This window comes from Jatrophihabitans sp. sgz311053, assembly GCF_056135305.1.
Genome location: NZ_JBWAXP010000003.1, coordinates 437,731 through 463,638, shown reverse-complemented (window position 1 = coordinate 463,638; position 25,908 = coordinate 437,731). Strand labels below are relative to the sequence as shown.

Sequence of the window (25,908 nt, the reverse complement as noted above, 5' to 3'; positions counted from 1 at the left end):
CGTCTCCGCAAGCCGCAGTCGCTACGGTGACTTGGTGATTTCGCAGGGTGCCGGCGGGGACCTCGTGCCGGATCTCGTGCTGGACCTCAACGCCGACCTCGGTGAGGGGTTCGGCGTCTGGCGCCTCGGCGACGACGAGGCGCTGCTCGACCTCGTCACCAGCGCGAACGTCGCCTGCGGCTTCCACGCCGGGGACCCGCTCACGCTGCGCCGGGTCTGCGCCGGTGCCGCCGCACGCGGCGTCGCGATCGGGGCCCAGGTCTCGTACCGCGACCTCGCCGGATTCGGGCGGCGGCGCATGGACGTGGCTCCCGACGAGCTCACCGCGGACGTGCTGTACCAGTTGGCCGCCCTCGACGGCATCGCGCGCAGCAGCGGCAGCGCCGTCACCTACGTCAAGCCCCACGGTGCGCTGTACAACACCGCCGCCGACGATCCCGAGCAGGCCCGGGCGGTGGCTGCCGCTGTCGCGGCCTACGACCGTGACCTGCCGCTGCTCGGGCTGCCGGGCAGCGCTCTGGCGGCGGCCGCCGCCGAGGCCGGGTTGCCTTTCGTCGGCGAGGCCTTCGCCGATCGCGGTTACACGGCGCAGGGTCGTCTCGTCGGTCGCCGGCAGGCCGACGCGGTGATCACCGACGCGGCGTCGGTGGTCCGGCGGGCACTCGGCCTCGCCCGGCACGGTCACGTGACGGCGACCGACGGCACATCTCTCGACGTCGCGGCGCGCTCGCTCTGCCTGCACGGCGACACGCCCGGAGCCGTCGCGCTGGCGCGGGCGGTGCGCGCCGCGCTGACCGACGCCGGCGTCACCCTCGCGCCGTTCGCGCCGCCGCCCGGAGCCGTCCGGCGATGACCACCCCGGAGGCGGCCGCCGGCACCCGCGTGCTCCCCTACGGCGAGGCGGCCGTCCTCGTCGAGACCGACCGGCCGTTGGCCTACGCGGCGGCGGTACGGGGCGCGGCCCCCACCGGGCTGCGCGACGTGGTCCCGGCGGCCGGCACCGTGCTGGTCTGTGCCGATCCCGGCACACTCGCCGGCGTGGTGGCGGCCCTGCAGGGGCTCGACCCCGTCGACGCGTCGGCGAGCCTCGCCGCGACGGAGGTGGTGTTGGACGTCGTCTACGACGGGCCCGACCTCGCCGCCACCGCAGCGGACCTCGGCCTCGCACCCGACGGGTTGGTCCGGGCCCACGCCGCGGGGGTCTACACCTCCGCCTTCTGCGGCTTCGCCCCGGGCTTCGCATACCTCACCGGCCTGGACCCGGCGCTGCATGCCGCACGGCTGGCCGAGCCACGCACCCGGGTGCCCGCCGGTGCCGTCGGCATCGCCAGTGAGTTCACCGGCGTCTACCCCCGCCCCTCCCCCGGCGGCTGGCGCCTGCTCGGCCACTGTGCCGCGGTGCTCTGGGACGCCGACCGGGACCCGCCGGCCCTGCTCGCGCCGGGCACGACGGTGCGGTTCCGACCGGCATGACGCTGCTCGATCTCCTCTCCGCCGGCCCGTCGACCCTCGTCCAGGACGTTGGGCGCGCGGGCTGGGCCCACCTCGGCGTGGCCCGCTCCGGCGCCTTCGACCTCGCCGCGCTGCGGGCGGCGAACCGACTCGTCGGCAACCGGGCGGACGCCGCCGGGCTGGAGATCACCCTCGGCGGACTGCACCTGCGCAGTGACCGGGCGGTCACGGTGGCGCTGACCGGAGCGCCGTGTCCCGGCATCGACCCGGGTGTCGCCGTCACCTTGCCGGCCGGCGGCGAGCTCCGGCTCGGCGTCCCGTCCACCGGCCTGCGGAGTTACCTTGCCGTGCGCGGCGGGGTGACGGCCGCGCGCGTACTCGGCTCGGCTGCCACCGACACCCTGGGCGGCCTCGGCCCGCCGCCGCTGCGGGCGGGTGACCGCGTCGCCGTCGGCACCGCCGTCTCCGGCGACGTCAGCGGCGCGCTCGTCGCCTGTCCGGCCCGGCCGGCGGCGCTCCGGCTCCGCCTCGGACCTCGCGACGACTGGTTCACCCCGGCGGGGATCCAGAGGCTGCTCGCCACGACCTGGCGCGTCCGCGGCGAGAGCGATCGCATCGGCGTCCGGCTCGACGGACCGTCACTGCAACGGGCCCGCGCCGGCGAGCTGCCGAGCGAGCCGGTCCTGCCGGGGGCGGTGCAGGTGCCGCACGACGGCCGGCCGCTGATCTTCGGGCCGGACGCGCCGGTCACCGGCGGCTACCCGGTCGTCGGAGTGGTGGCCGACCTCGGCGCCGTCGCACAGCTCCGGCCGGGCGACCCGGTCCGCTTCACGCTGCGGTGAGGTCCCCCGCGTCGGGTGTGGCTCAGGAGCCGAGCAGCGGGTGCAGGGCGTAGTAGACGACCGCGGCGACCGCGGCGGCCGCGGGGATGGTGAGCACCCACGCCACGACGATGTTGCCGGCGACACCCCAGCGCACCGCCGAGAAGCGGCGCGTGGCCCCGACACCCATGATCGAGGTGGAGATGACGTGGGTGGTCGACACCGGTAGTCCGTAGTGCGCGGTGGCGAGCATGACGCCGCTGGCGACCGTCTGCGAGGCGAACCCGCTCACCGGGGTGAGGGAGATGATGCGCCGGCCCAGCGTGCGCATGATGCGCCAGCCACCGGAGGCCGTGCCGGCCGAGATCGCCAGCGCGGAGGAGACGATGACCCAGAACGGGATGTCGTCGTTCTTGTTCAGATCGCCGTGGATGACCAGCGTCAGGAAGATGACGCCCATCGTCTTCTGCGCGTCCTGGGTGCCGTGGCCGAAGGACATCGTGGCCGCCGAGAGGATCTGCGCCCAGCGGAAGTTGCGGTTGGCCCGGACGGCGTTGGCCCGCCGGAAGATCCACAGCAGCGCCACCATGAACAGGTAGCTCAGACCGAAGCCGATGAGCGGCGAGGCCACCATCGGGATGAGGACCTTGTCCAGCAGCACGCCCCAGTGCGCGCTCTCGGCCCCGGCCAGCCCGGCTCCCAGCAGCGCGCCGATGAGGGCATGGGACGAGGACGAGGGCAGGCCGAAGTACCACGTGCCGAGATTCCAGACGATGGCTCCGACCAGGGCGGCGAGCACGATGACCAGGCCGGATCTGCCCACCTGGATGTCGACGATGCCGCTGCCGATGGTCTTGGCCACCTCGACGGAGATCAGGGCACCGAGGACGTTCATCACCGCGGCCATGCCGAGGGCGATGCGCGGCGTCAGTGCCTTCGTCGAGATCGACGTGGCGATGGCGTTGGCGCTGTCGTGGAAGCCGTTGGTGTAGTCGAAGCCGAGGGCGACGACGATGATCACCACGACCAGTGCGGTCTGGCTCACGAGAGGTCAGGACTCCTTGACCGCGATCGTCTCGACGGCATGGGCCACGTGCTCGAGCGCGTCGGCGGCCTCCTCGAGACCGTCGGCGACCTCACGCAGCTTCACCATCGTCAGCGCGTCGTAGTCGCCGCTGAAGAGCTTGGAGAGCAGCTTGCGGTAGACCCGGTCGGCCTCGTTCTCCAACCGGTTCACCTCGATCCAGTAGGGCTCGAGGTCGCGCAGCGTCTTCAACCGGGACATCGCCTCGGCCGTCTCGTCCGCCGACCGCTGCAGCAGCACGATCTGCTCGTTCATCAGCGGTGGCAGCCGGCCGACGTCGGCCAGGACGATGAAGTCCGCCGCCCCCTCGACCGCATCCACCACGTCGTCGAGCGCCGAGGCGAGGCGATAGATGTCCTCGCGGTCGTAGGGCGTGACGAAGCTGGTGTTGAGCTGCCGCATGATGCGGTGGGTGACGGCGTCGCCGGCGTGCTCACGCTCACGCAGTTCCTTCGCGATCGCGGCGCGGTTGGCGTTGGGGTCGTTCAGCCCGCTCAGCACGGTGATGGCGTCGGCGACGTTGCGTCCCGCCTCCGTGAACATGGTGTAGAACGCGTTGTCGCGCGGGGTCATGCGGAAAGCCACGGTGCTCCTCGATGCCGGGTGGAGCCGGTCGCCGGCCCGCCTCGGGGAGCCTAGCCACTGCCGTTGGCCCGCCGTTCACCCTGTCGTCATCGAACCGGGTGCGAACTCTCAGCGACGGCGCCGGCGGCGGGGTTTGGCGGGCTTGACCGCCTTGACGGCCTTGGTGGTCTTCTTGGCCGTCTTCTTCGCCACCCGGGCGGTGGCGCGCTCCAGCTGACCGTCGGCGTTGCGCAGCCGCTTGACGACGAGGACCAGGACGAGGCCGCCCGCGGCCGCCACCACGGCCTGCCCCTGCGGCGTGTTCAGCTTGGCGCGCAGGCTCTGCTTGGCGTTCTCGGCGACCCGCTTGGGGCTGGTGCGGTAGGCGAGCTGGTCGACGGCCGAGGCCAGCTCCGCACGCGACCGCTCGATGTCACGCTTGATGTCGTCGGCGCTGCGCTCGGCCACGGGACGTCCTCTCCTCGGTGCGACATGCTGCTCGCATGTGCAGGCAATCAGCCTAGTGCCGAGGAGGCCGTCATCGTCTGCGACCCGTGCGGCAAGGTTGACCCGGCACGCTGAACACCTCGGAGAGGAGCCACATGACCACGTCCCGCCTGTCGCCGGGCGACCCCGCCCCGGACTTCACCCTGCCCGATGCCGAGGGCAACGACGTCTCGCTCGCGGATTTCCGCGGCCGGAAGGTGATCGTCTACTTCTATCCCGCGGCGATGACGCCGGGCTGCACGAAGCAGGCCTGCGACTTCCGGGACAGCCTCGACTCGCTGGCCGCCGCCGGCTATGCCGTCCTGGGTGTCTCGCCGGACAAGCCGGCGAAGCTGGCGAAATTCCGGGAGCGCGACGCGGTGACGTTCCCGCTCCTGTCCGACCCGCAGCGGACCACCCTCACCGCCTACGGCGCCTTCGGCGAGAAGACGATGTACGGCAAGACGGTCACCGGCGTCATCCGCTCCACCTTCGTGGTGGACGAGGCCGGCACGATCGAGGTCGCGCAGTACAACGTGAAGGCCACCGGACACGTCGCTAAGCTGCGCCGTGACCTCGGGCTCGACTGACCTGCCGGCGCTGCGGGCCGCCCGGGAGGCGGCGGCCCGCCGCGTCAGCGAGCTGCGCCACGAACTGCAGGACGTGATCGACTCGGCGTCGTCGACCACCGGCGACGACGAGCACGATCCCGAGGGCGCCACCATCGGCTTCGAGCGGGCGCAGGCGCAGTCGCTGCTCAATCGTGGTCGACGGCGCCTCGCCGAGCTGGACGGCGCCCTCGAACGTGCCGCCGCCGGCGAGTACGGACGATGCGCCGTCTGCGGCGGACCCATCGGCGACGAGCGGCTGGCCGCACGGCCCGGCACGGACCGCTGCGTGAGGTGCGCGTCCTAACCGGACCGCGGTCGGCGTGGCCCGCGGCGGGGCCGCAGGTCCGTGCCGCGCGGGCGGCCGGTCACGTCCCGGTACCCACCCTGTTCTCGGCGACAGCCTTCTTGTAGAGCGCCGTCACCTTGTCCTTGAAGGCTCGCTCCGTCGTCGCGTCCAACTGGTCGATCGCAGGCAGTAGCTTGACGACGAGTTCCTGCATCTGCTTCGCCGACAGCTGCTCCTCGACCGGCAGGGTCGAAGCGCTGACCTGCCAGTTGTCGCGAGATCTCGCGCGCTCGAGCACCTTCATTCGCAGCGACTTGCCCCATCCTTCCGGCCAGGGCCTGCCGAGTCCCGCGAAGTACTCCACGAAATTCTTCCGCGACTCCCAGTAACGGGTCTCCAGATCCGACGACGCGTCATTGACGGCAGGACCGTACGGCTGCTTGATGATGGGAATGATCATGGCGAAGAACTGGTCGATCCGGGCCGCCGCAAAGCTGCCGACAGCTGCCTGGAACGCCGCCAAGCCTTGCGCGGCGTAATCGGCGTACGAGCCCCGTGGCGGCGCCGCGAACACCTGCAACAGCCGGTCGCGTTGGAGCAGAGGTCGCTCGACCTCGACCTCGCGAAGCTCTCCCGGCTCCAGGTCCCCGTAGATGGGATTCATGATCATGTCGATGATGCTCACGTACTCGGTCTGAAAGGTGAAGCCGGGAACGTGCTCGCGGAAGTGGTCCATCAGCCAGGGTTCCCAGTACTGCTCGGTGGCCGGACCCCTGCGCGACGTCAGGATCATTCCGTTGGCTGTGCTCACCTTCCAGCGGACATACCGAGGTGCGCTCTTCTCCGGATTCCGGAAATGCGTCGAAGCCCATACCGCACCGACGGCGTCGTACGTCTCCTTCCGGAACTGCGGAGACCGCCAGAACTGTCCGAAACTCTTCAGCAGCGGTCTCATGTCCCGAATCCTCCTCGTTTCAGCAAAGCGAGATCACCGCCGGCCTCTTCGACCCGTTTCAGGAGCTCCATAGCGGCCTCGGTGTACCACTCCTTCACGTCCGCCTCGAAAGCCTTGCGGTCCTCCATCAGCTCCGGGTGCTCCCGAACAGCGCGTTGCAGAACCGGGCGCAGCTCGTCCCTGAGCGAGTGCAACAGCGCCTTCGCCCACGTCTGCTTGTTCGCCGCAATCGCGGCGTTGATGTCCTCGGCGAGGACCGACCCGGCTTCTGCCCACAGTTGATCGTCCGTCGGCTCGGGACCGCTCGTCGGTCCCGTCCCCGGCGCCTTGCCCGGTGATTGCTCCGCCACCGTCCCCGATGGTTTTTCGGACGCCGGCACGCCGGGGGCGGCTTTGATCCGGACCACGACGTCCTGGCGCACCTTCTCCAGGGTCTCCGAGGTCACGGCCTTGCCCAGGGCCTGCTGCAGCGCTCCGGGGAGTTCCTTAGGCATTTCGAGAGGCTTGCCCGGTACCGCCGCGTCCTTGAGGACGTCGACCGCCACCTGCTCTCGGATGGCGTCAACCGCTTGCGTGGCGAACCAGGTGGCGGCCCTTGGTGTCCATGCCATGCCGTCTCCCCGGTCCTATCTCGCGCCGGCCGAGGCACGTTGCCAGGCCGCCGGGTCCGACAGTTTCGTCACCATCTCGCGGCGCCACGCTTGATCGAACTGGGTGACGATGTCGGCGTCGGACATCCGCAACGCCCTGCCTTCCTTCATCGCCTCCACGAGCGCCCGTTGATAGGCCTTCTCACCCTCGGCCGACGCGAAGAAATCCCCGGCCGCAGCCGCGACACGAGAGGTGACCTGCGGGATGCTGACGGCCGCGGGGGCGCGATCCTGGTCGCCGTCCTCAACCGCCAACCCGTCGACCACGCGGACAGCGGTGTCGAGCTTGAAGGCAAGCTGCGCCGCCTTGACCGTGGCCTTGCGGTCACCGGTCACCTTGCCCACCGCGATGCGGACGGCCCGGCCGTCGGGGGTCTGCAAGGTGCAGGTGCCTATCGTCAGCGCCCGCGGCTTCTTGCCCTTCAGCGTGGCGTGCCAGGCCTTCGCCTCGGTCTCGTTCTTCGAGACCAGGAACAGGGACACTGTCTTCTTGTCCGACAAAGCGATATCAGCCGCCGCGACGAACCAGAGACCTTTGCCGTTCATGGTCTTGGCAATGGCACGCAGGTCTTTGGACATCGCGATCTGAACGTCCTTGGACGGGCTCTTGTCGAGCACCTCCGGCGTCAGCAGTGGCATTTTTACCGAGCCTTTCGTCGGACAGACGGGAATAGCAGACAGGAACATGGGCGCAGGAATCTGCCCATTCCTGACTGCGAAACGAAGAACATGGAGGCGGACGTCGAGAGTCGACGGTCGTGACAGACGCGCCCGGGGGCGATATGACGAGTAGACGAGACCATAGGGCCGGTTCAGTCCGGTTGCAATACTTTGCGGCAATCGGACGCGGCGTCCGCACCATCCCTTTCGCGCGACCGCGTGATCAACCCATCGGGTCGGCCGAATCGATGTGCGCTACCTACCTGCCGCTCCACACCGGTGGTCGCTTCTCGACGAAGGCGCGCATGCCTTCTGCGGCATCGCGTGAACCGAGGGCTGGTGCGGCGATGTTGTTCTGCCGGGCGAAGGACTCGTCGGTCGGCCAGTCACCGCTCTCGTCCACGATGCGTTTGCTCAGCGCGACCGACAGCGGCGCGTTGGCAGCGATACGTCCCGCCAGGTCGAGCGCCGCCGCCAGCGCGGCGCCGGGCGTCACCACGCGGTTGACGAGTCCGATGGCGGCGGCACGCTCGGCGCTGATCGGATCGCCGGTGAGGACCATTTCCAGGGCGAGCGCGCGAGGCAGCCGCTGCGCGAGCCGCAGCACTCCCCCGGCTGCGGCGACGAGACCGCGCCGCGGCTCGGGGAGCCCGAACTGCGCCTGCGCGGAGGCGACGATGAGGTCGGCTGCGAGGGCGAGCTCGCAGCCACCGGCGAGCGCGGGCCCCTCGACCGCCGCGATGAGCGGGGTGCGTGGTGGCCGCTCGGTGAGGCCGAGCAGACCGCGCCGCAGCGAGAACGGGAACTCGCCACGGCTGCCCGCCCGGAGATCCATACCGGCACTGAAGTAGCCGCCCGCCCCGGTGAGGACGGCGACCCGGATGTCGTCGTCGGCGTCGATGTCGTCCACGGCGCGTTCCAGCAGCAGGGCGGTCCGCGGGTCGATGGCGTTGCGGACCTCCGGCCGATTGAGCGTGATGACCGCGATGCCGTCCCGGCGCTCGACGAGGACGGGCGCCGCCGGTGCCGCGGGCAGTTCGACCCGATCGCCACCGGCGAGGGCAAAGTCGTCGCGTCCGGTGACCGTGACCGGACGGTGCAGCGGGTCCTGCCCCAGCAGCAGCTGCACCAGGTCGGGCCGGACGACCCGCAGCAGCGCCCGGTCACCGGAGGGCGTGAGGACGCTGACGGTCGCCGCGGTCGGCTCGTCGTCCCGGTCGTAGGCGACCGTCCAGGCCTCGACGACGGCCGGGCCGGTGTAGGCGGAGAGCACGCGGCGCGCGGTGGGCAGCGGTACCGCCGGATGCAGGTGGCGATACTGCCGTGCGGGCGGTCGCGCCGAGTAGACCCCGATCGCGTGCTTGGTGAGGAACCAGCCCAGCGAGGTCGTCAGACCGTAGGCGTCGGGCTCGTCACGCAACCGCTGCACCAGATTCGCCACCGCGTGCGTGCCGTAGTTGTTCCCGGGGCCACCGCCGAAGGTGAGACCGCCGGTCACCGTCAGCGGACGGTTCGGGTCGTCGACCGCAAGCCGCAGCGCGGCCGCGCCGATCTCGACCGCGGACGGGAAGCAGGCGTAGAGGTCGACGTGCTCGACCTCCTCGACGGTGATCCCGGCGTGGGCGAGCGCGGCGTCGCCGATGGCGCGGATCGCCGGGGAGGCGGTGAGATCCGCTCGCTCCGAGACGAACCAGTCGTCCTGCGCGGCCGCGCCGGCGTGGACGAAGACCCAGCGGTCCTGCGGGACTCCCGCGGCCTCGGCGGCGGCGACACTGCAGAGGATCAGACCCGCGGCGAGGTCCACCTGCAGGTTCGCGCACATCAGCTTGCGATACGGCGTGGCGATCATCCGGTTCTCCGGCCCGGTGGCCGCGATCTGCTCGGCGGTGCGCCGCTGCGGCTGCCAGGCATGCGGGTTCGCTGCCGCCACGTCGGCGAACCGGCTCCAGAGCTCGGCGATGCGGACGTCGTGCTCGGCGGCGGTGGCACCCCGCTGGCCCCGGATGGCCGTCTCGATCAGGGCGTACATGAACTTGGGCTGTCCGAGCCCAGCGGCGGACTCCGCGTCGTTGCTGGCCTCGCGCTCGTCGCCTATCACCCGGCTCGGCGCGACGCTCTCGTCCTTGGCGGGCCACGGCGGCGTCTCGCCCCGTCGCTGCAGTGCGGCCAGGGTGGCGCCGGCCTCCGCGCCGCTGACGAGGACGACCTCGGCCCGCCCGGCGGCGATGGCGTCGGCCGCATCGTTCACGCTGAGCTGGCCACCGTCGCCACCGAAGCGCGCGGAGACGACGGTCTCAGCGGGGTCGGCGCCGACTGCCGCCGCCACCCGCGCCGCCTGGTCGTCGTAGGTCCAGGAGGTGGAGGCCACGGCGTAGACGGCGTCGGCCGCCGCGAGCAGGTCGTCCTGAGCCCCGGCGTCCTCGGCCGCCGCGCGCAGGGCGCGGACGCTGAGGGTGACGGGATCGCCGGTGACGTCCGGCTCGCGCTGCGTCACCTGGCCGACACCGACGACGACCGGGGTGCGCGGGTCGAGATCGGTCCCGGTGCGCCGGTGGCGTACCGGTCCGGTGGTGACGCGCCGGGTCCGGCGGCCCGCGCTGAGACCGGCGAGGTCGGCGAGCGCGGTGCTGACGGCGTCGTCCACCGCCGCCATGACGCTCGCGCCCATCGGGCCGCGCACCGCGTCGCCGCGCAGACCCAGCTCCACCCGCAGCAGGACTCCGGCCCGATCCGGCGTGACGGTGACGGCGAGGTCCATCCCGACGCCGACCCGGCTGCTCCCACGCCAGCGCATCGCGGTCTCGTCCAGGGCAGTCACCCGCCACTCGACCTCGGCGGGGATGCCCATGATCTTGACCTGCTGCACGAACTCGGCACCGACCGTGGCCGCGCCGGGCGGTGTGCTCCAGGCGGCGTGCAGTGGCAGCCAGTCGGCCCACCGGCCGGTGTCCCGCAGGATTGCCGTCACCGCGGCGGCCTCGACCGGGAGGGACCTCTCGGCGGCGGACGTCCGGTCTGGGGTGCTCTCGGCGGTCACGGATCTCCTCTGGTCGACGTCATAAACCGTCATCGCGTACGGTAACAAGATGCGTCGAACCCAGCAGCAGCGCCGGGAAGGTACTCGCGCGCTGCTGCTCGACGCGACGCTGGCCTGCCTGGTCGAGCGCGGCTACGCCGGGACCACGGTCGGCGAGGTCCTCGACCGGGCCGACGTCGCCCGCGGCACGCTGCTGCACCACTTCCCCACCAAGACCGCCCTGCTCGTCGCCGCCGTCGGTCACATCGCCAAGCAGCGTGCCGCCCTCTGGCGTCGCGAGGCAGCGCAGTTGGCCACCGGGCCGCGACGGCTCGACGTCGTGGTGGACGCCCTGGTGGACCTCGCCTGGCGCGACCTCAACAGTCCTGCGTTCTTCGCGGGCCTGGAGCTCTGGGTGGCCGCTCGCACCGAGCCGGAGCTGCAGGCGGCCTTGGCCCCGGTGGAGGCCGGACTCTTCGACAGCATCCGGGAGACCCTGCTCGGCGTGCTGGGTGAGGACTTCGCCGGTGACCGACGGGCGAGCACCCTGGTCCAGTTCACCGTCGACCTGCTCACCGGACTGTCGCTGTCGACCATCCTCACCGGAGCCGGCGGGGTCGACGGCGGACGACAACTGCTGCTGCGACGCTGGAAGCGGGCTCTGCTCGTCCTCTTCGGCGACCTCGATGCCGGTGCCCTGACCGGGAGCCGCTGAGGCTCTTACCGTCCGTGCTGACGGTCAGCGCCGGACGACGAAGAGCCCGTTCACCAGCTTGCGCACCCCGCCGGGCGCCGTCATGAGGTTCTGCACTGCGAGCGCCTTGCCCGGCCGCTTGGCCACCAGGGTGCTGGAGCCGCTGCCGTCGAAGACCAGCGCCGAGGAGCAGCGGCGGGCCAGCAGGTAGGAGGTGAGGGTTGCGTACGTCATGCCGGCGCGGCCGGGCCGGTCACCCTCGACCACCCCGAGGAGGAGCGTGCGGCGATCGCCCAGCACGCAGCCGAAGGTCTCGGGCTTCTTCTTGTTCCCGTAGACGTTGATCCCGGTCCGGTCGTCGTAGCGCTTGCCGTTGCGGACGAGCTGCCGTGCTCCGCTGAGCAGAGTGGTGATGCCGGGGACGCTGTAGCCGGCCGAGGCGGTGATCGTGCTGCCACGGACCAGGGCGCTGCGGATCCAGGTCTTGGTCGCTCCCGCGCAGGAGATGAGCGCGTGGGTGCCGCGGCCGGCGCGGGTGAACCGCTTCTCGCTGTAGGCGATCGTCCCGACCCGGTAGCGGCTCGAGCCGAGGTCGGTGAGCCGGACGACGGCGCAGGTGTGCTTCGGCCCCGGCGGCTTCTGCAGCGACGAGCTCAACTGCAACGGATCGACCAGGGTCATCCCGCCGTTCTCGGCGTTCTCGATCGAGTTGACCGAGGTGATCTTGTAGCTGCGCGCCTTGCCTCGGGCGTCGGTGGCGTAGACCTTCCCGTGGAAGCCGGGGTTGCCGACGGCGGCGCGGCCGTCCTTGGTCACGTAGAGCACGGCGTTCTTGCCGACCAGGGCCGACTTCAGGATGCGGCCGTCGCGACTCAGTCCGCCGCGCGGGACCGCCGCCGGGTCGAAGAAGTAGAAGGTGTCGCCGTTGATGCCGGCGACGGCCTTCTCCTGCCGGGCCAGGGCCAGCCCGGTCAGCCGGGGCGCACCGATGACATTGCCCGGGCTCGCCGCCTGCAGCCGGGTGTGGGCGTCGAGGCGGACCCGGAGCGTCCAGATGCGCTGCGCGCCCTGGTACTGCAGCAGCGAGTGCGTCAGCGTGACGCCCGGTGCCAGCGTGGTCGTGCTGGTCCGGGCGCTCGCGGCCCTCGCCTCGGCCGGAGGCGCCACGGGTCCGGCCTGGACCAGGCCGACGGTCAGCAGTGCGGCTGCCGACAGCGCGCAGCACGAGAGGGCGGGACGTCGCATCGGGGGCTCGCGTTCGTCTGGCTTACGGGGGGGTGGATCAAGTGTGCACGACCGAACACGGCGCGTACAGCGTCGCTGTGAAGTGCCGGCGGCGGGATTCGAACCCGCACTGTCCAGGACCTAAACCTGGTCTCTCTACCCAGTTGGAGTACGCCGGCTCCGATTGCCGCCGCACCAGGTAGCGGTCTGGGCGTGGCAGTTGGGACACAGGATACGAAGGTTGCCGAGCCGGTTGTCGGTCGGATCGCCGTTGCGATGATCGAGTTGCAGCGCCATCGGCTTGCCGCACCAGGTGTCCAATCCGCAGGTCTCGCAGCGCGGCTGTTTCAGCCCGGCGGCGATCAGGCGACGCCGTAGCCCGGCGCTGTTCGAGTACGTCGAGTTCTGGACCAGGATGTCGTCCAGCGGCATCGCGGCGAAACCCCGGCCGGTGGCGACGCCGCGAGACCAGGCCTGTCCCCGGAAGTGCGCCGTGTCGAGCCCGAGGCGACGGATGTGTGCGATCAGCAGTCGGTGCGTGCCCCCGCTCGGGCGATAGCCGAGTCGACGATGGACCTCGGCCATCGTCATGCTCGTGGCCACAACTTGAGCGAGATCGTCGTCCGTCCACGACCGCCGAGGCGCCGGCCTGCCGGAGACCGGGGCCGCGATGTGGCCGGCGTCGAGCCCCAGCCGTGCGATGTGGCGACGCAAGGATGCGTACGTGCCGCCCCCGACCGACAGATCGAGCCGCCTGGCGACCTCGCCCAGCGTGCGGCTCATGCTGACGGCATCGCGAAGCTCGGACTCGGTCCAGCGCGTCGGGCGGGGCACACTCGCAACTTAATGAGCTCCTCCGACAGTCCTGTCGGACTCTGTCGGACCCGGACCCTCGACCCCGTCCGACCCGTGATCAAGAGGCGGTTTCGGTCGGGCGGAGCGACCAGAACGGCCTGTTGATCATGAGGGTGAGGCCGGGGGTTCGGGACAGCGCGGGTGCCGAGGTCAGACGGACTCGGCCTCGGATTCGTGGTGTCCCGAGTGCGGCCGGGCCGACTCCGGGTCGTGGGGGACGGCGGGCTCGGCACCGGGCAGCGGCTCACCCTCGGGGGCGCAGCGCAGGTCGTGGCCGACCGAGGTGAGGCACTTGCCGGTGGCGAGCTTCCACTTCCACCCGTGCAGCTGGCAGGTCATCACGCCGTCCTCGACGACGCCGAAGCGCGACAGGTCCGCCTTGAGGTGCGGGCAGCGGCGCTGCATCTCCCAGCCGCCCAGCGTGATCGTCTCGTTGGCCGAGGCCTCGTTCTGCTCCAGGAACCAGCCCTCGGCGTAGTTGAGCCGCTCCTCGGAGAGGCACTTGAAGAAGACGTAGACGAACTCGTTGTACGGGCCGATGCGCTGGGCGGAGAACCGGCAGGAGAGGAACAGCGAGTTCACCCAGTCGATCTCGTGCTCGGCGATGAGCTGCTCGACATAGGCCCGGCGGGTCCGGAACCGGTAGCGGACCTTCTCGTCGGTGTACTCGCGGACCTCGCGTCCGACGAAGTCGATGAGCAGGTCGACGTCACCGCGGTCGGCGTCCTCGAGGGTGAACCGCACTCCCCCGTCGATGCCCTTGGCGATGTGCACCGATTCGGTCAGCAGCGGCGTGAACCACTGCTGCAGCTCAGCGAGGATGTCGATCTCCGGATGCGCCCACGTCGCCTTCGCCGCCTCGACCTCGGGCTGGCGCCGGGCCTGCATGTCGCGCAGGTAGGCGGCCTTGGTCTCGTTCGAGGCGTAGATCGTCTCCGGCTCGTAGGGGTGAACGACCGGGCAGCCGGGCTCGTCGACCGAGGCCACCGAGCCGGGGAGCAGCAGGCGTCCCTCGTCGTGGCCCTTGGACTGCATCCAGTCCAGGTAGACGGTCTGGTCGGGGAAGATGTTCGACTCGTCGCCGAAGATGTCGTTGAAGCCCCAGAGCTCCTCGTCGAGGAAACAGGGCGGCCCGGCTGTCGGGAAGACGTACTTCGCGTCCAGCTCCTCGATGTAGCGCAGCGTGCGGTCGAACTGCCGCTCCCGCTTGGTCTGCCCCATCGCGGCCTTCGCCCGCTGCGGCAGCTCGTAGACCATCGGAAACCAGATCGCGCCGCTGAACTGAATCAGATACGCGTCGACCGGGCCGAGCTCGCGGAACTCCGACAGCTCCGAGGGGCGGGCATCGTTCTGGTTCAGGACCCGGTACTGCCCGTCGTAGAGCCACAGCGACGAGTCGCCGATCGGACCGTCGGTGGGCGAGGTCAGCGCCTGGATCATGACCTGCAGGCCGTCGAGATCCACCACGTCGCCGGAGGCCGGCTTCACGAACGAGGTGAAGCCGCAGTCGCGCAGCGCATCCTCGAGTTCGGAGGTCGGGTATTCCGGCAGCAGCACCGTCGTCTTCTTGCTGATGTGTTTGCGCAGGTGCTCGGGATCGAAGTGATCGCGGTGCAGGTGCGAGACGAAGAGGTAGTCGGCGTTGCCGAGCGTGTCCCAGTCCAGCCCCGAGTTGTCGGGGAAGGGGAACCAGGAGCCGAAGTACGCGGGGTTCACCCACGGGTCGGTGAGGACGCTGCCGTGCGCGGTCTCGATGAGGACGCTGGCGTGGCCGGTACCGGTGATGCGCATGCGATCACGGTAGCGATCCGGCGGGGTGCCAGAATGGACCCCGTCCCGGTAAGGCCGTCCCGACAGGAGCACGAGCGTGGCCCTTAAGCCCGGCAGCGAGCAGCGCGACCTCGCCCTGCCCGACGACTACAGGCACGACCACCCCACCGAGCACCCCGAGGACTGGGGCTGGCACGGCGAGTGGGGCCGCGGCGCCCGTATCGGCGGCTGGGTCACCATCGTCATCCTGCTGCTGATGATGACCTCCACGCACTACAACCTGCAGGGCGTGCTCTTCCTCGGGCTCTCGGCCATCGGGCTGTTCATCATGCTGCTGTGGGACCGCAACCGCCGCAAGAACGCCTGGCGGAAGTAGCCGAACCCCGCCGGGTCACGCGGGCCGCGTCCGTCAGGAGCCCGGCAGCAGCACCGTGCGGCGGAACGGCCCCGATTCACGCGCGGCGTGCCGGACGGCGTCGTTCACCTCGTCCAGGCCGAAGCACGTCACCGTCTCGCGCGACAGGTCCAGCAGCCCGGCACGGACGAGGGCGATCAGCGGTGCGCCCGCCTGCGGTTCACCCATCCACTGCCCCCGCACGGTGACGCCGTTGCGCATCAGCCACGGGTAGGGCAGCGCCAGGTCGTCGCCGCCGAGCATGCCGACCCCGCCCATCAGCACGGCGCGGCCACCCGGTCGGACGGCCATCACCGCCGCGCGAGCCGCGGCCGCGGGCGCCTCGGGCGGCAGCAGGTCGAGGGCGACGTCCACCGGCCCGGCCGCGGCCACCATCGCCGCCGTGTCGGCCTCGGCGTCACCGGACAGCGGCACCGGCCGCACCCGGTCACCGAACCGGTCGTGCAGCTCGGCGAGCACCGCCCGGTTCCGGCCGGGGGTCACCACGGCGGCCGCCCCCATCGCGAGGGCGACGGCGACGCCGGTACCGCCGAAGTTGCCGGTGGCCCCGCTGATCAGCACGGTCTCGCCGGCGTGCAGCCCGGCCGCCCGCAGCCCGCTGTACGGCACGAGCGCGACGGTCAGCGCGGCCCACGGGGCCGGGCCGGTCGGCGCGAGGTCCGCCGACCCGAGCGGGACGAGGTTCTCCGGCGGGACGGCCATCCGCTCGGCGAACGAGCCGTCGTGGAAATGGCGTGACAGCCGCAGGCCGCCCTCGCCCCGCGAGCTCCAGCCCTGCAGCGTGATGTCGGGGGTGGGGCCGCCGTCGCGCGAGCTGACCGTCGGGTCGCACCACACCAGCTGGCCCGGCTGCAGCGAGGTGGTGTCGGGCCCCGACCCCAGCACACGGCCGATCGCACCGACGCCGGGGACGACCGGGAGTTCCAGTGGGTAGCGGCGGCTGCCGTCGAAGACCTCGGCCGCGTAGGGCAGGACGCAGGCGGCCAGGACCTCCACGACCGCCCGGCCCGGCCCCGGCTCGGGGTCGGGCAGCTCACGGATCTCCAGCAGGTGTCCGAACCCGGTCAGGACGGCGGCGCGCACGGTCGTTCTCCTCTGCGTGGGTGACGTGTTCGCCCTCGACGCTACGAACGCAGTTGTCATGCGGCCAACGAGACAACCGCATCTCTGCTATGCGTTATAGGCATGGACCTCACGCTGTCGTCGCTGCGCGTCCTGCGCGAGATCGCCGACCGGGGCAGTTTCACCGCGGCGGCGGGGGCACTCGGCTACACGCAGTCGGCGGTGTCCCGGCAGATCGCCGCGCTGGAGCGTGATGCCGGCGCGCAGTTGCTGCAGCGCCGACCGGACGGCGCACGACTGACCGGCGCGGGCGTCGTCCTGCTCCGGCACGGGCGCACCGTGCTGGACGCCCTCGACGCCGCCGACCGGGAGCTGCACGCGGCGGGCGACGACGCCGTACCCGTGCGGCTCGGTGTCTACGTCAGCGCGGGCGCGGCACTGCTGCCCGCGGTCGTCCACACGGTCCGGCGCCACCATCCCGGCATCGACCTGCGGACCCGCGAGGGCACGACACCGTCGCTGGTGCGGGCCGTCCGGACCGGCACCCTAGATCTCGCGGTCGTGACGTCCCGGCCGCCCCACCCGCCACCGGACGACGAGCTGCCCCGCCTCGCCGTCCGGCAGCTGGACGAGAACGAGCTGCTGGTCGCCGTCCCCGGTCGCGGCCCACTCGGCGACCGGGCCGAGGTCACCAGTGCGCAGCTGCGCGACCTGGACTGGATCGCGAGCCCCGGGACCGGCGGTGATCCCCTTCTCGGGGTGTGGCCGGGGACGCCCCGCCCGCGGGTCGCGCACGTCGCCCGGGACTGGTTGACCAAGCTGCGCCTCGTCGCCGCGGGTGCGGGGGCGACCACGATCCCGCCCAACCTGGCCCCGCTCGTCCCGGTGGGCGTCACCGTCGTCCGGGTCAGTGACGCCGGCCCCGAGCACCGGCGGGCGCTGCGTCTCGTCCGGCTGCCCGACCGCGCGGACCCGGCGGTCGAGGTCGTCGCCCGCGCCGTCCGGGCCGCGGCCCTGCGCCGCCCCGACCCAGCCGGTTGAGTGGGCAGTTCACCCGGTGAGTGGGCGGCTACAACTGCCCACTCAGCGGGCGAAGTGCCCACTCGACACCGGTCAGGGAGCGAGTTCCTGCTGTCCCCAGGGTGAGCCGTACTCGCCGGCGAGCAGGTCGAGGAACGGCACGGCGTCGAGGGCCTCGGGGCCGAGGACGCCGGCGCCGCTCCAGACCCCGGTCGCGATGAGTTCCAGGGCGACGACCGGGTTGACGGCGGTCTGCCAGACGACGGCCTGCGAGCCGTACTCACGCATCGACCACTCGTTGTCGACCACGTGGTACAGGTACGTGGAGCGGGGGTTGCCGTCCTTGCCGGTGCCGGTCACCCAGAGCCCGGCACAGGTCTTGCCCGTCATCTTCTCCCCCAGCGTGGCGGGGTCGGGCAGGCAGGCGGCGACGACGTCACGCGGGCTCACGGTGACGTCCACGACGCCGTCGACACCGGTGACCGCGTCGTCCACGACACGGCCGTCCACCAGCACCGGCGAGGTGCGGTCCAGGCCGAGCTTGCGCAGTGTCTTGAGCACCTCGATGAACTCGTCACCCAGGCCGTACTTGAAGGTGACCCGCTTGGCGTCGACCCAGCGGGGCATGAGCAGCACCTCCTCGTGCTCGACGTTGACGCACTCGACCGGGCCGATGCCCTCGGGGAAGTCGAAGACCTCCGGCTCGCTGAACGGAGCCGTGGTGTACCAGCCGCGGTCCTTCTCGTAGATGACGGGCGGGTTGAGGCACTCCTCGAGCGTCGTCCAGATCGAGAAGGACGGCGCGAACTCGTACCCGGAGACCTCCAGGTTCGCGCCGTCACGGACGCCGAGCTCGTCGATCTCGCTGAAGAGGTGGTCGGCGGCGTAGCGGGCGAAGACGTCGGAGAGCCCGGGCTCCACGCCGATGCCGACGAGCGCCAGCTTGCCGGCGGCCTCCCAGTCGGCGGCGAGGGCGAACTGCTCGTCGCCGAGCTTCACCCCGGTCTTGGCGTGCGGCTCGTCCGGGTGCGGGACCGACAGCGACATCGCCATGTCCAGGTAGTGGATCTTCTCGGCAAGCGCCGCCCGGAAGATGGGCATCGTGAAGCGCGGGTCGGTGGCGCCGAGGACGACCTCGACCTTCGTCTCGCGGATGAGCGCGCGGATCGCCTCCTCGTCCGAGGCGTCGACCTCGGCTGCGGTGAAGCGCTCGTCGGCGAGCTTGGCCACCACCTGCTCGGCGCGCGGGCGGTCGTAGTCGGCGAGGACGACGGCGGTGGCGAACGGGCGACGGGTCAGGATGCCGGCAGCGGCCGAACCGACCCCGCCCGCGCCGAGGATGAGGATGCGCATGGACGGACCCTAACCACAGATCCGCGACGAAATCCACGCCTCGAAGCGAAGTTACGCGCCGGAAACCCTTGCCGATCAGACTGTGAGCTGCGATAAACGCACCACCGCCGAATCACGAGCACCCTGGGGGACGATGTGACGCTGCTGGACAAGCAGGACCCGAACGGGCCCCCCGGCAAGGGGCTGAAGACCGGCGCGCTCGGGCTCGTGTCGAGCGTGGTCATCGGGGTGGCTTCCACGGCGCCGGCCTACAGCCTGGCCGCGACCCTCGGGCTGATCGTCGTCTTCGTCGGCAACCAGTCGCCGATCATCGTCATCCTCGCCTTCGTGCCGATGTTCTTCGTCGCCATCGGCTACCAGGAGCTCAACAAGGCCGACCCGGACTGCGGCACCACCTTCACCTGGGCCACCAGGGCCTTCGGGCCGAAGACCGGATGGATGGGCGGCTGGGGCATCGTCGCCGCCGACCTGCTCGTCATGGCGAGCCTGGCGCAGGTCGCCGGCCAGTACCTCTTCCTGCTCTTCAACGCCGAGGGTATCGGCGGCGATCCGACCAGCCCCTGGGTGCTGCTCGTCGGAATCACCTGGCTCATCGTCATGACGACGATCTGCTACATCGGCGTGGAGCTGTCGGCGTGGCTGCAGAAGATCTTCCTCGCCCTCGAGGTCATCGTGCTGATCATCTTCGCCGTGACCGCCCTGGTGAAGGTCGCTAACAACTCCGCGGGGCCGCAGGCGACGCACGTGTCGCTGTCCTGGTTCAACCCGTTCGAGGTCACGGACGTGTCGGCCTTCATCCGCGGCCTGGTGCTGATGCTCTTCATCTACTGGGGCTGGGACAGCGCGGTCGCCGTCAACGAGGAGACCGCGGACCCGGAGAAGACGCCGGGGCGCGCCGCCGTTCTGTCGACACTGCTGCTGCTGGTGACCTACACGCTGCTGACCGTGAGCAGCCAGGCCTTCGCCGGCACCGGCGACAAGGGCATCGGCCTCGCCAACGGGACCGGCGACATCTTCGACTCCCTGGGGCGCGCCGTCTTCGGAGACAGTGCCTACGGCAGCACCATGGTGCACCTGCTGCTCTTCCTCGTGCTGACCTCGGCCGCGGCGTCGACGCAGACGACCATCCTGCCGACCGCGCGCACAACGCTGTCGATGGCGGTCTACAAGGCGATCCCAAAGTCCTTCGCCAAGGTTCATCCACGGTTCATGACGCCCACCGTCTCCACCGTGACGTTCGGCGCCGCCTCCGTGGTGCTCTATCTCGGCACGAACTTCCTCAGCACGAACGGCTACATCATCTCCGACTGCGTGACGGCCTGCGGCATGTTCATCGCCTTCTACTACGGCATGACCGGCTTCACCTGCGCCTGGTACTACCGCCGCAACCTCACCAGCAGCCCGCGCAACTTCGTCTTCCAGGGGCTCTTCCCCTTCCTCGGCGGGGTGATCCTGTTCTTCGCGCTGATCTGGAGCGTGAAGGACGCATGGCTGGCGCCTAGCGACGTCAGTGCGAGCTTCGCCGGGTGGACGCTGCCGTTCCCGCCGCACTGGCACATCGGTGCGGTCTTCTTCATCGGGGTCGGTGCCTTCGTGATCGGACTCGTCCTCATGGCGGTGGCCCGGCGGGGGCTGCCCGCCTTCTTCCGCGGCGAGACCCTCAACGCGTCGACCCCGACGATGGTGCCGGATCCGGATGTCCAGAACACGAAATCCGTCGCCTGATAGCATCTCGACAACGAATTTCGAATTCTGGAGGGTGAATCGGTGACTTCAGCGCAGCAGCCACCGCTCGACGACATCTCCCGCGCGATCATCGAACAGCTGCAGCAGGACGGCCGGCGCCCCTACGCCACCATCGGCAAGGCAGTGGGGCTCTCCGAGGCGGCCGTGCGGCAGCGGGTGCAGAAGCTGGTCGACGCCGGTGTCATGCAGATCGTCGCGGTGACCGATCCGGCCATGACCGGCTTCGCCCGCGAGGCCATGATCACGGTGAAGGTCGCCGGCGACATCCAGAAGGTCGCCAAGGCCCTCGCCGACTTCGACGAGGTCGTCTACATCGTGATCACCGCGGGCTCGTTCGACCTGCTCGCCGAGGTCGTCGTCCGCAACGACGACCACCTGCTGGAACTGCTCAACGAGCGCATCCGGCCCGTCAAGGGCGTGGTCTCGACCGAGTGCCACGTCTACCTCAAGATGATCAAGCAGACGTACAACTGGGGAGCGAGATGACCACCACCCCGATCGACACCGCCGGCGTCGCCCATGACGAGAGCGATCTATCGGCCAAGGCGCGCGAGCACCTCTGGCTGCACTTCACCCGGATGTCGTCCTACGCGCAGGCCCCGGTGCCCACCATCGTCCGGGGTGAGGGCGCCCGCGTCTTCGACAGCTCCGGACGCAGCTACCTCGACGGCCTGGCCGGGCTCTTCGTCGTCCAGGCCGGTCACGGCCGCGAGGAGCTGGCCCGCGCCGCCTACGACCAGGCCCGCGAGCTCTCCTTCTTCCCGCTCTGGTCCTACGCGCACCCGCCGGCGATCGAGCTCGCCGACCGGCTCGCCTCCTACGCGCCCGGCGACCTGAACAAGGTCTTCTTCACCACCGGCGGTGGCGAGGCGGTCGAGACGGCGTGGAAGCTGGCCAAGCAGTACTTCAAGCTCACCGGCAAGCCGATGAAGCACAAGGTCATCAGCCGGTCCATCGCCTATCACGGCACCCCGCAGGGCGCGCTGTCGATCACCGGCATCCCGGACGCCAAGAAGTTCTTCGAGCCACTGGTCCCTGGCGCCCACAAGGCCGCCAACACCAACTTCTACCGGGCGCCGGAGCACGGCGACGACCTCGAGGCCTTCAGCCGGTGGGCCGCCGACGACATCGAGCGCGCCATCCTCATGGAGGGAGCGGACACCGTCGCCGCCGTCTTCGTCGAGCCGGTGCAGAACTCCGGAGGCTGCTTCCCGCCGCCGCCAGGGTATTTTGAGCGGGTCCGCGCAATCTGCGACCGGCACGACGTGCTCATGGTCTCCGACGAGGTCATCTGTGCCTTCGGCCGGCTCGGCACCATGTTCGCCTGCGACAAGTTCGGCTACGTGCCCGACATCATCACCTGCGCCAAGGGCATGACGAGCGGGTACTCCCCCATCGGCGCCGCGGTGATCAGCGACCGCATCGCCGAGCCCTTCTTCACCGGCGACGCGACCTTCCCGCACGGCTTCACCTTCGGTGGGCACCCGGTCTCGGCCGCGGTGGCCATGAAGAACCTCGACATCTTCGAGCGCGAGGGTCTGAACCAGCACGTGCTGCAGCATGAGGGCGCCTTCCGCGCCACGCTGGAGAAGCTGCTCGACCTCCCCATCGTCGGCGACGTCCGCGGGGACGGGTTCTTCTACGGCATCGAGATGGTCAAGGACAAGCAGACCAAGGAGATGTTCACCGCCGAGGAGTCCGAGCGGCTGCTGCGCGGATTCCTGTCACGAGCCCTCTTCGAGGCGGGCCTGTACTGCCGCGCCGACGATCGTGGCGAGCCGGTCATCCAGCTCTCGCCGCCGCTAACCATCGGCCAGTCGGAGTTCGACGAGATCGAGCAGATCCTGCGCTCGGTGCTCACGGAGGCGTGGGCGCGGCTCTGACGGCGGCGACGCTGACCGCGGGGGCCGGCGGTGGCTCTGACGGCGGGGGGCCGGCGGGTCAGCCGGCCTCGACGATCCGCTTGATCGCGGCCAGCGTCGCCGGGATGCCGTCGTGCGCTGCCCGGACGCGGTTGTCGATCTGCGCCTGCGCCTCGTCACCGTAGAGCTCGGCGAAGCGCTCCAGGCCGACTTGCGTGAAGTCCCAGTGCTCGGTCAACCGGGTGCCGCCCTCGGCCGGCTCCAGGGTGTAACGCCAGTGGACCCAGCCTGCACCGACGGTCCAGGCGAACTCGCGAGGGGGTTCGGCGGCGGTCACCTGCGACCGCGTCGACCACTCGCGATCCGGCGTGCGGTTGTGTCCGGTGAAGTGGTCGCCCACCGCGCCGGTGGCCCCCTCGTCCCATTCGCACCCGACGCAGACGGGGCTCCACTCCCCGGTCCGCGTGACGTCCGAGACGACGGCGTAGACGGCCTCCGGCGGGGCGGCGATGTGGATGTCGTCGTGGTGCGAGTACGTCACGTGCGGTCCTCCGTCGGGTGCGGGTGCGGCATCTACTGTGAGGCCATGTCTACACGGGTCGCGGTGGTCGGAGCCGGGATGGCGGGTGCGGCCTGTGCTCGCGCGCTGGTCGACGCGGGGGTCGAGGTGACGGTGCTGGACCGCGGTCGCGCCCCCGGCGGTCGGATGTCCTCGCCGCGGGTGCACGAGCGTCGCGTCGACCTGGGCGCCGGCTACTTCACCGTCGCCGACGACGACTTCGCCGACGTCACTGCGAGCTGGATCGCGCGGGGGCTGGCGCGCGAGTGGACCGACACCTTCGCGGTGCTGGGCGGCGACTCCGCCGAGAAGACCACCGGTCCGATGCGCTACGGCGCCCCCGACGGCCTGCGCGCCCTCGTCCGGGATGTGCTGCCGGCCGAGGCCGTGGTCACGCCGGACCACCGGGTGGAGACGCTGGGCTCACTGGATCACGACTACGCCGCCGTCGTGCTGGCCATGCCCGACCCGCAGGCGGCCCGCCTGGCCCCTGACGCGGTCGAGTGGGTCGAGTACGAACCGGTGATCGCGGTGGCCGCGGGATGGTCGCAGCGCTGCTGGGACGACTTCGACGGGGCCTTTGTCAACGACGACCCGGACCTGACCTTCCTCGCCGACGACGGGTCGCGGCGCGGTGACGGGGCGGCCGTGCTCGTCGCGCACAGCTCCGCCGAGCGAGCCTGGGAGCACCTCGACGACCCGCAGCAGGCGCGGCGACCGGTGCATCGGGCACTGCAGCGGGTGCTCCGGCTGAGCGACGACCCGGACTGGCTGCACGCCCACCGCTGGACCTTCGCCAAGCCGACCGGCACGCACGGTGACGAGCCCTTCGGCCTGCTCGACTACCGGGGCCGGCCGCTGGGACTCTGCACCGACTCCTGGTGCCCCGAGGGAAAGCCGCGGGTCGAGTCGGCATGGCTCTCGGGCCGCGCCCTCGGCCGGGCGCTGGGTGAGCAGCTGCGGTGAGGGCTCACCGGCCGCCGTCGGCCTGATCGCCGCCGCTCCGATCACCCTGGTCGTTGCCGTCGCCCTGATCGTCCTCGTCGCCACGGTTGTCGCCACGGTTGTCGCCGCGGTTGCCACGGGCATCGTCGTCGTCGCTGTCGTCGGGGGCATGCCGGCCGTCCCCGTCCGACGGCCCGTCGGCGTCGGCTCGGGCGCCGTCCGGAGCCACGGTCCGAGTGGGCCGGGTCGTCGCCGACGTCGGCCGCGGCGCAGGTGCACCCGACGAGCTCACGGTCGGCGCAGGCCTCCCGGTCGTGGCGGACGCCCGTGCCGACCGGGAGGCGGTGCCAGAGGCCGCCGACGACCCCACCGAGGGGGACGACCTCGGGCTCGGGGCAGCGGTCGGCGCCGAGGTCGTAGCCGGGGTCGAGGCCGAGGTCGAGACCGGCGACGAAGCAGTCCCGGAGCCTTCGCTCGGGGCCGGACGAGACGGCCGATCGCTCGGCTGGCCCGACGGCGCAGTCACCGAGGGGGCCGGCCGCGGCGGCGAGTCATGCCGCGAGACGGCGGTGACGGTGGCGGCTGCCGCAGCCGCCGCGAGGCCGAGCGCGATGAGCTTGGTGGCCAGCGTCGTGGCCAGGGCCCGACGCCAGACCGCGGCCGCGCGGCGACGCGGCGCCGGCACGGGAGCGGCCGAGCGGAACGCGGCCAGGACCTCGGCGGGTGCCTCCGGCGCGGGGGCAGGTCGGCTCGCGGCGTCGATCAGGCGGGCGACGGCGGGATCGGTCACCGGCAGCTCGGCATCACCCGGGCCGGCCGTGCGTCTGTCGGGGCTCATGACGGGGCCTCCTCGACGCTGTCCTCGGCGAGCAGCACGGCGAGGGCCTTGAGTCCGCGGTGCGCGCTCACCCGCACCGCGGCTGCGCTCTTGCCGAGCACCTGGCCCGCGCGGCGCGCGTCCAGCCCGACGACCGCGCGCAGCATCACCGCCTCGGCCTGCTCGCGGGGCAGCGACGCGATCATCGCCACCGCTCGTTCCGTGGTGAGTGCCTCGATCGCCGCCGCCGCCACGTCGTCGCCTCCGGCCACATCCGGGACGGCGAGGACGCTGCTGTCGTGGCGGGCCCGCCGGGACGAGCGCCGCAGGTGGTCCATGGCCCGGTTGCGGACGATCCGTGCCGTCCAACCGCGGAAGGCGTCGAGGTCGCCACTGAAGCGACTGGTGTCCCGCGCGATCTGCAGCCACGCCTCGGCACAGACGTCGTCGGCGTCCTGGCCGACCAGGCTCGTCGCGTAGCGCAGCAGGCGCGGCTGGAGGTCGCCGTAGAGGAGACCGAAGGCGTCGGCGTCACCGGTCGCGGCGCGCTCGACGTCATCGTTCGATGGTGCCCGATTGGTCCGGTTCGCCGCTGCGTCGATCGTCTCCTCCTGACCCTCCACCACGTCAGCGTCCGGGCCTCGCGAAACGTTACGCGTCTTCTCGTTCGTCGTCCGCGCGACGGTGTGAAAAGCGAAGGAATCGGGGGCATGACGGCACCACCTCCGGGCGACAGCGCCCGGCCCGAGAAGGAGATCGTCATGCGTATCGGAGCCAGCCTCTTCCTCATCGCCGCAGGTGCGATCCTGGCCTTCGCGGTCAAGGACTCGATCCAGGCTGTCGACCTCCGGACGGTCGGCATCGTCCTCATGATCGTCGGCGCGGGCGGCCTGCTCGCCGAGCTGGTCTACCAGTCGACCCGGCGCCGGTCCACGCACGCCGTCCACGACGATGCCGCGCCGGTCGTCGAGGAGCGCGTCGTCCGCGGGCGGCGCATCTGA

27 protein-coding genes, 1 tRNA gene and 1 pseudogene are annotated in these 25,908 nt (G+C 71.1%); 13 read left to right on the top strand and 16 right to left on the bottom strand.

All coding sequences use genetic code 11. The features are described from left to right. The first annotated feature begins 64 nt into the window (after positions 1 to 64). Genes AC0NZQ_RS20195 through AC0NZQ_RS20185 form a run of 3 tightly spaced genes read left to right on the top strand, consistent with a single transcriptional unit; the run spans position 65 to position 2,294 of the window. A complete protein-coding gene (locus AC0NZQ_RS20195) occupies positions 65 to 853 on the top strand; it encodes a LamB/YcsF family protein (RefSeq protein WP_474532041.1) in 789 nt (262 codons plus the stop codon). Continuing rightward, complete coding sequence (locus AC0NZQ_RS20190) at positions 850 to 1,473, top strand: 5-oxoprolinase subunit B family protein (RefSeq protein WP_474531877.1); 624 nt, start codon at positions 850 to 852, stop codon at positions 1,471 to 1,473. The genes AC0NZQ_RS20195 and AC0NZQ_RS20190 overlap by 4 nt, the downstream gene beginning before the upstream one ends. Then, the gene (locus AC0NZQ_RS20185; protein ID WP_474531876.1) at positions 1,470 to 2,294 is read left to right on the top strand and encodes a 5-oxoprolinase subunit C family protein; all 825 of its coding nucleotides are present in this window, start codon (positions 1,470 to 1,472) and stop codon (positions 2,292 to 2,294) included. Before AC0NZQ_RS20190 ends, AC0NZQ_RS20185 begins: the two co-directional genes overlap by 4 nt. 22 nt (positions 2,295 to 2,316) lie before the next feature. On the opposite strand, the gene AC0NZQ_RS20180 is transcribed toward AC0NZQ_RS20185, so the two are convergent. The 3 genes from AC0NZQ_RS20180 to AC0NZQ_RS20170 form a co-directional block, all read right to left on the bottom strand. Further along, entirely contained in the window at positions 2,317 to 3,318 is a 1,002-nt protein-coding gene (locus AC0NZQ_RS20180; RefSeq protein WP_474531875.1) for an inorganic phosphate transporter, read from the bottom strand. A 6-nt stretch (positions 3,319 to 3,324) separates the two neighbouring features. Beyond that, complete coding sequence (locus AC0NZQ_RS20175; protein ID WP_474531874.1) at positions 3,325 to 3,942, bottom strand: DUF47 domain-containing protein; 618 nt, start codon at positions 3,940 to 3,942, stop codon at positions 3,325 to 3,327. Positions 3,943 to 4,050: 108 nt separating this feature from the next. Next, positions 4,051 to 4,389 carry a DUF3618 domain-containing protein gene (locus AC0NZQ_RS20170; RefSeq protein ID WP_474531873.1) on the bottom strand — a complete coding sequence of 113 codons (339 nt, stop codon included), beginning with the start codon at positions 4,387 to 4,389 and terminating at the stop codon, positions 4,051 to 4,053. A 134-nt stretch (positions 4,390 to 4,523) separates the two neighbouring features. On the opposite strand from AC0NZQ_RS20170, the gene bcp reads away from it, so the two are divergent. Continuing rightward, positions 4,524 to 4,997: a thioredoxin-dependent thiol peroxidase gene (gene bcp, locus AC0NZQ_RS20165; RefSeq protein ID WP_474531872.1), complete on the top strand. Its 474-nt coding sequence runs from the start codon at positions 4,524 to 4,526 to the stop codon at positions 4,995 to 4,997. Next, positions 4,978 to 5,322: a TraR/DksA family transcriptional regulator gene (locus AC0NZQ_RS20160; protein ID WP_474531871.1), complete on the top strand. Its 345-nt coding sequence runs from the start codon at positions 4,978 to 4,980 to the stop codon at positions 5,320 to 5,322. The genes bcp and AC0NZQ_RS20160 overlap by 20 nt, the downstream gene beginning before the upstream one ends. 61 nt (positions 5,323 to 5,383) lie before the next feature. On the opposite strand, the gene AC0NZQ_RS20155 is transcribed toward AC0NZQ_RS20160, so the two are convergent. The 4 genes from AC0NZQ_RS20155 to AC0NZQ_RS20140 form a co-directional block, all read right to left on the bottom strand. Next, positions 5,384 to 6,259, bottom strand: coding sequence for a hypothetical protein (locus AC0NZQ_RS20155; protein WP_474531870.1), 876 nt, complete (start codon positions 6,257 to 6,259; stop codon positions 5,384 to 5,386). Beyond that, the gene (locus AC0NZQ_RS20150; protein ID WP_474531869.1) at positions 6,256 to 6,870 is read right to left on the bottom strand and encodes a hypothetical protein; all 615 of its coding nucleotides are present in this window, start codon (positions 6,868 to 6,870) and stop codon (positions 6,256 to 6,258) included. The genes AC0NZQ_RS20155 and AC0NZQ_RS20150 overlap by 4 nt, the downstream gene beginning before the upstream one ends. 15 nt (positions 6,871 to 6,885) lie before the next feature. Then, the gene (locus AC0NZQ_RS20145) at positions 6,886 to 7,548 is read right to left on the bottom strand and encodes a hypothetical protein (RefSeq protein ID WP_474531868.1); all 663 of its coding nucleotides are present in this window, start codon (positions 7,546 to 7,548) and stop codon (positions 6,886 to 6,888) included. A gap of 280 nt (positions 7,549 to 7,828) precedes the next feature. After that, positions 7,829 to 10,606 carry a crotonase/enoyl-CoA hydratase family protein gene (locus tag AC0NZQ_RS20140; protein WP_474531867.1) on the bottom strand — a complete coding sequence of 926 codons (2,778 nt, stop codon included), beginning with the start codon at positions 10,604 to 10,606 and terminating at the stop codon, positions 7,829 to 7,831. A gap of 49 nt (positions 10,607 to 10,655) precedes the next feature. On the opposite strand from AC0NZQ_RS20140, the gene AC0NZQ_RS20135 reads away from it, so the two are divergent. Further along, on the top strand, positions 10,656 to 11,300 hold the full coding sequence (locus tag AC0NZQ_RS20135) for a TetR/AcrR family transcriptional regulator (protein WP_474531866.1): 645 nt from the start codon (positions 10,656 to 10,658) through the stop codon (positions 11,298 to 11,300). A gap of 24 nt (positions 11,301 to 11,324) precedes the next feature. On the opposite strand, the gene AC0NZQ_RS20130 is transcribed toward AC0NZQ_RS20135, so the two are convergent. The 4 genes and pseudogenes from AC0NZQ_RS20130 to AC0NZQ_RS20115 form a co-directional block, all read right to left on the bottom strand. Then, positions 11,325 to 12,524, bottom strand: a complete 1,200-nt coding sequence (locus tag AC0NZQ_RS20130; protein ID WP_474531865.1) for a phosphodiester glycosidase family protein — start codon at positions 12,522 to 12,524, stop codon at positions 11,325 to 11,327. A gap of 83 nt (positions 12,525 to 12,607) precedes the next feature. Beyond that, positions 12,608 to 12,682 (bottom strand) — tRNA-Leu (locus AC0NZQ_RS20125). Continuing rightward, positions 12,660 to 13,286 carry an HNH endonuclease gene (locus AC0NZQ_RS20120; RefSeq protein ID WP_474531864.1) on the bottom strand — a complete coding sequence of 209 codons (627 nt, stop codon included), beginning with the start codon at positions 13,284 to 13,286 and terminating at the stop codon, positions 12,660 to 12,662. Before AC0NZQ_RS20120 ends, AC0NZQ_RS20125 begins: the two co-directional genes overlap by 23 nt. A gap of 297 nt (positions 13,287 to 13,583) precedes the next feature. Beyond that, a pseudogene (locus AC0NZQ_RS20115) lies at positions 13,584 to 15,149 on the bottom strand (Rieske 2Fe-2S domain-containing protein); the annotation flags it as partial. Positions 15,150 to 15,225: 76 nt separating this feature from the next. On the opposite strand from AC0NZQ_RS20115, the gene AC0NZQ_RS20110 reads away from it, so the two are divergent. After that, positions 15,226 to 15,504 (top strand): DUF2631 domain-containing protein, encoded by a 279-nt coding sequence (locus AC0NZQ_RS20110; RefSeq protein ID WP_474531863.1) that lies wholly within the window; start codon positions 15,226 to 15,228, stop codon positions 15,502 to 15,504. Positions 15,505 to 15,537: 33 nt separating this feature from the next. Here AC0NZQ_RS20110 and AC0NZQ_RS20105 read toward each other — a convergent pair whose 3' ends face one another. Next, positions 15,538 to 16,626 (bottom strand): alcohol dehydrogenase catalytic domain-containing protein, encoded by a 1,089-nt coding sequence (locus AC0NZQ_RS20105; protein ID WP_474531862.1) that lies wholly within the window; start codon positions 16,624 to 16,626, stop codon positions 15,538 to 15,540. 102 nt (positions 16,627 to 16,728) lie between these two features. Between AC0NZQ_RS20105 and AC0NZQ_RS20100 the strand changes: the two genes are divergently transcribed. Beyond that, positions 16,729 to 17,646, top strand: coding sequence for a LysR family transcriptional regulator (locus tag AC0NZQ_RS20100; RefSeq protein ID WP_474531861.1), 918 nt, complete (start codon positions 16,729 to 16,731; stop codon positions 17,644 to 17,646). A 72-nt stretch (positions 17,647 to 17,718) separates the two neighbouring features. Here the strand turns inward: AC0NZQ_RS20100 and AC0NZQ_RS20095 are convergent, their stop codons facing one another. Beyond that, positions 17,719 to 18,978 (bottom strand): saccharopine dehydrogenase family protein, encoded by a 1,260-nt coding sequence (locus tag AC0NZQ_RS20095; RefSeq protein WP_474531860.1) that lies wholly within the window; start codon positions 18,976 to 18,978, stop codon positions 17,719 to 17,721. Positions 18,979 to 19,113: 135 nt separating this feature from the next. Here AC0NZQ_RS20095 and AC0NZQ_RS20090 point away from each other — a divergent pair, with 135 nt between their 5' ends. From AC0NZQ_RS20090 to AC0NZQ_RS20080, 3 genes are read left to right on the top strand one after another with little or no spacing between them, the layout of a single operon-like run. Then, positions 19,114 to 20,703, top strand: coding sequence for an APC family permease (locus AC0NZQ_RS20090; RefSeq protein WP_474531859.1), 1,590 nt, complete (start codon positions 19,114 to 19,116; stop codon positions 20,701 to 20,703). Positions 20,704 to 20,745: 42 nt separating this feature from the next. Beyond that, complete coding sequence (locus AC0NZQ_RS20085; RefSeq protein ID WP_474531858.1) at positions 20,746 to 21,210, top strand: Lrp/AsnC family transcriptional regulator; 465 nt, start codon at positions 20,746 to 20,748, stop codon at positions 21,208 to 21,210. Continuing rightward, positions 21,207 to 22,607, top strand: coding sequence for an aspartate aminotransferase family protein (locus AC0NZQ_RS20080; protein WP_474531857.1), 1,401 nt, complete (start codon positions 21,207 to 21,209; stop codon positions 22,605 to 22,607). The genes AC0NZQ_RS20085 and AC0NZQ_RS20080 overlap by 4 nt, the downstream gene beginning before the upstream one ends. Positions 22,608 to 22,665: 58 nt before the next feature. On the opposite strand, the gene AC0NZQ_RS20075 is transcribed toward AC0NZQ_RS20080, so the two are convergent. Continuing rightward, positions 22,666 to 23,127, bottom strand: a complete 462-nt coding sequence (locus AC0NZQ_RS20075; RefSeq protein WP_474531856.1) for an SRPBCC family protein — start codon at positions 23,125 to 23,127, stop codon at positions 22,666 to 22,668. 45 nt (positions 23,128 to 23,172) lie between these two features. Between AC0NZQ_RS20075 and AC0NZQ_RS20070 the strand changes: the two genes are divergently transcribed. Then, entirely contained in the window at positions 23,173 to 24,111 is a 939-nt protein-coding gene (locus AC0NZQ_RS20070; RefSeq protein WP_474531855.1) for an NAD(P)/FAD-dependent oxidoreductase, read from the top strand. Positions 24,112 to 24,115: 4 nt separating this feature from the next. On the opposite strand, the gene AC0NZQ_RS20065 is transcribed toward AC0NZQ_RS20070, so the two are convergent. Both AC0NZQ_RS20065 and AC0NZQ_RS20060 read right to left on the bottom strand, forming a co-directional pair. Next, complete coding sequence (locus AC0NZQ_RS20065; protein WP_474531854.1) at positions 24,116 to 24,928, bottom strand: hypothetical protein; 813 nt, start codon at positions 24,926 to 24,928, stop codon at positions 24,116 to 24,118. Beyond that, positions 24,925 to 25,530 (bottom strand): RNA polymerase sigma factor, encoded by a 606-nt coding sequence (locus AC0NZQ_RS20060; RefSeq protein ID WP_474531853.1) that lies wholly within the window; start codon positions 25,528 to 25,530, stop codon positions 24,925 to 24,927. The genes AC0NZQ_RS20065 and AC0NZQ_RS20060 overlap by 4 nt, the downstream gene beginning before the upstream one ends. 87 nt (positions 25,531 to 25,617) lie before the next feature. Here AC0NZQ_RS20060 and AC0NZQ_RS20055 point away from each other — a divergent pair, with 87 nt between their 5' ends. Beyond that, positions 25,618 to 25,908, top strand: coding sequence for a DUF6458 family protein (locus tag AC0NZQ_RS20055; protein WP_474531852.1), 291 nt, complete (start codon positions 25,618 to 25,620; stop codon positions 25,906 to 25,908).

Coding starts and splice junctions, on each gene's coding strand:
- AC0NZQ_RS20135 (WP_474531866.1), top strand. CDS start 10,656: ATGCGTCGAACCCAGCAGCAGCGCCGGGAAGGTACTCGCGCGCTGCTG.
- AC0NZQ_RS20095 (WP_474531860.1), bottom strand. CDS start 18,978: ATGCGCATCCTCATCCTCGGCGCGGGCGGGGTCGGTTCGGCCGCTGCC.
- AC0NZQ_RS20080 (WP_474531857.1), top strand. CDS start 21,207: ATGACCACCACCCCGATCGACACCGCCGGCGTCGCCCATGACGAGAGC.
- bcp (WP_474531872.1), top strand. CDS start 4,524: ATGACCACGTCCCGCCTGTCGCCGGGCGACCCCGCCCCGGACTTCACC.
- AC0NZQ_RS20065 (WP_474531854.1), bottom strand. CDS start 24,928: ATGAGCCCCGACAGACGCACGGCCGGCCCGGGTGATGCCGAGCTGCCG.
- AC0NZQ_RS20120 (WP_474531864.1), bottom strand. CDS start 13,286: ATGAGCCGCACGCTGGGCGAGGTCGCCAGGCGGCTCGATCTGTCGGTC.
- AC0NZQ_RS20190 (WP_474531877.1), top strand. CDS start 850: ATGACCACCCCGGAGGCGGCCGCCGGCACCCGCGTGCTCCCCTACGGC.
- AC0NZQ_RS20155 (WP_474531870.1), bottom strand. CDS start 6,259: ATGAGACCGCTGCTGAAGAGTTTCGGACAGTTCTGGCGGTCTCCGCAG.
- AC0NZQ_RS20145 (WP_474531868.1), bottom strand. CDS start 7,548: ATGCCACTGCTGACGCCGGAGGTGCTCGACAAGAGCCCGTCCAAGGAC.
- AC0NZQ_RS20070 (WP_474531855.1), top strand. CDS start 23,173: ATGTCTACACGGGTCGCGGTGGTCGGAGCCGGGATGGCGGGTGCGGCC.
- AC0NZQ_RS20185 (WP_474531876.1), top strand. CDS start 1,470: ATGACGCTGCTCGATCTCCTCTCCGCCGGCCCGTCGACCCTCGTCCAG.
- AC0NZQ_RS20100 (WP_474531861.1), top strand. CDS start 16,729: ATGGACCTCACGCTGTCGTCGCTGCGCGTCCTGCGCGAGATCGCCGAC.
- AC0NZQ_RS20150 (WP_474531869.1), bottom strand. CDS start 6,870: ATGGCATGGACACCAAGGGCCGCCACCTGGTTCGCCACGCAAGCGGTT.
- AC0NZQ_RS20055 (WP_474531852.1), top strand. CDS start 25,618: ATGACGGCACCACCTCCGGGCGACAGCGCCCGGCCCGAGAAGGAGATC.
- AC0NZQ_RS20130 (WP_474531865.1), bottom strand. CDS start 12,524: ATGCGACGTCCCGCCCTCTCGTGCTGCGCGCTGTCGGCAGCCGCACTG.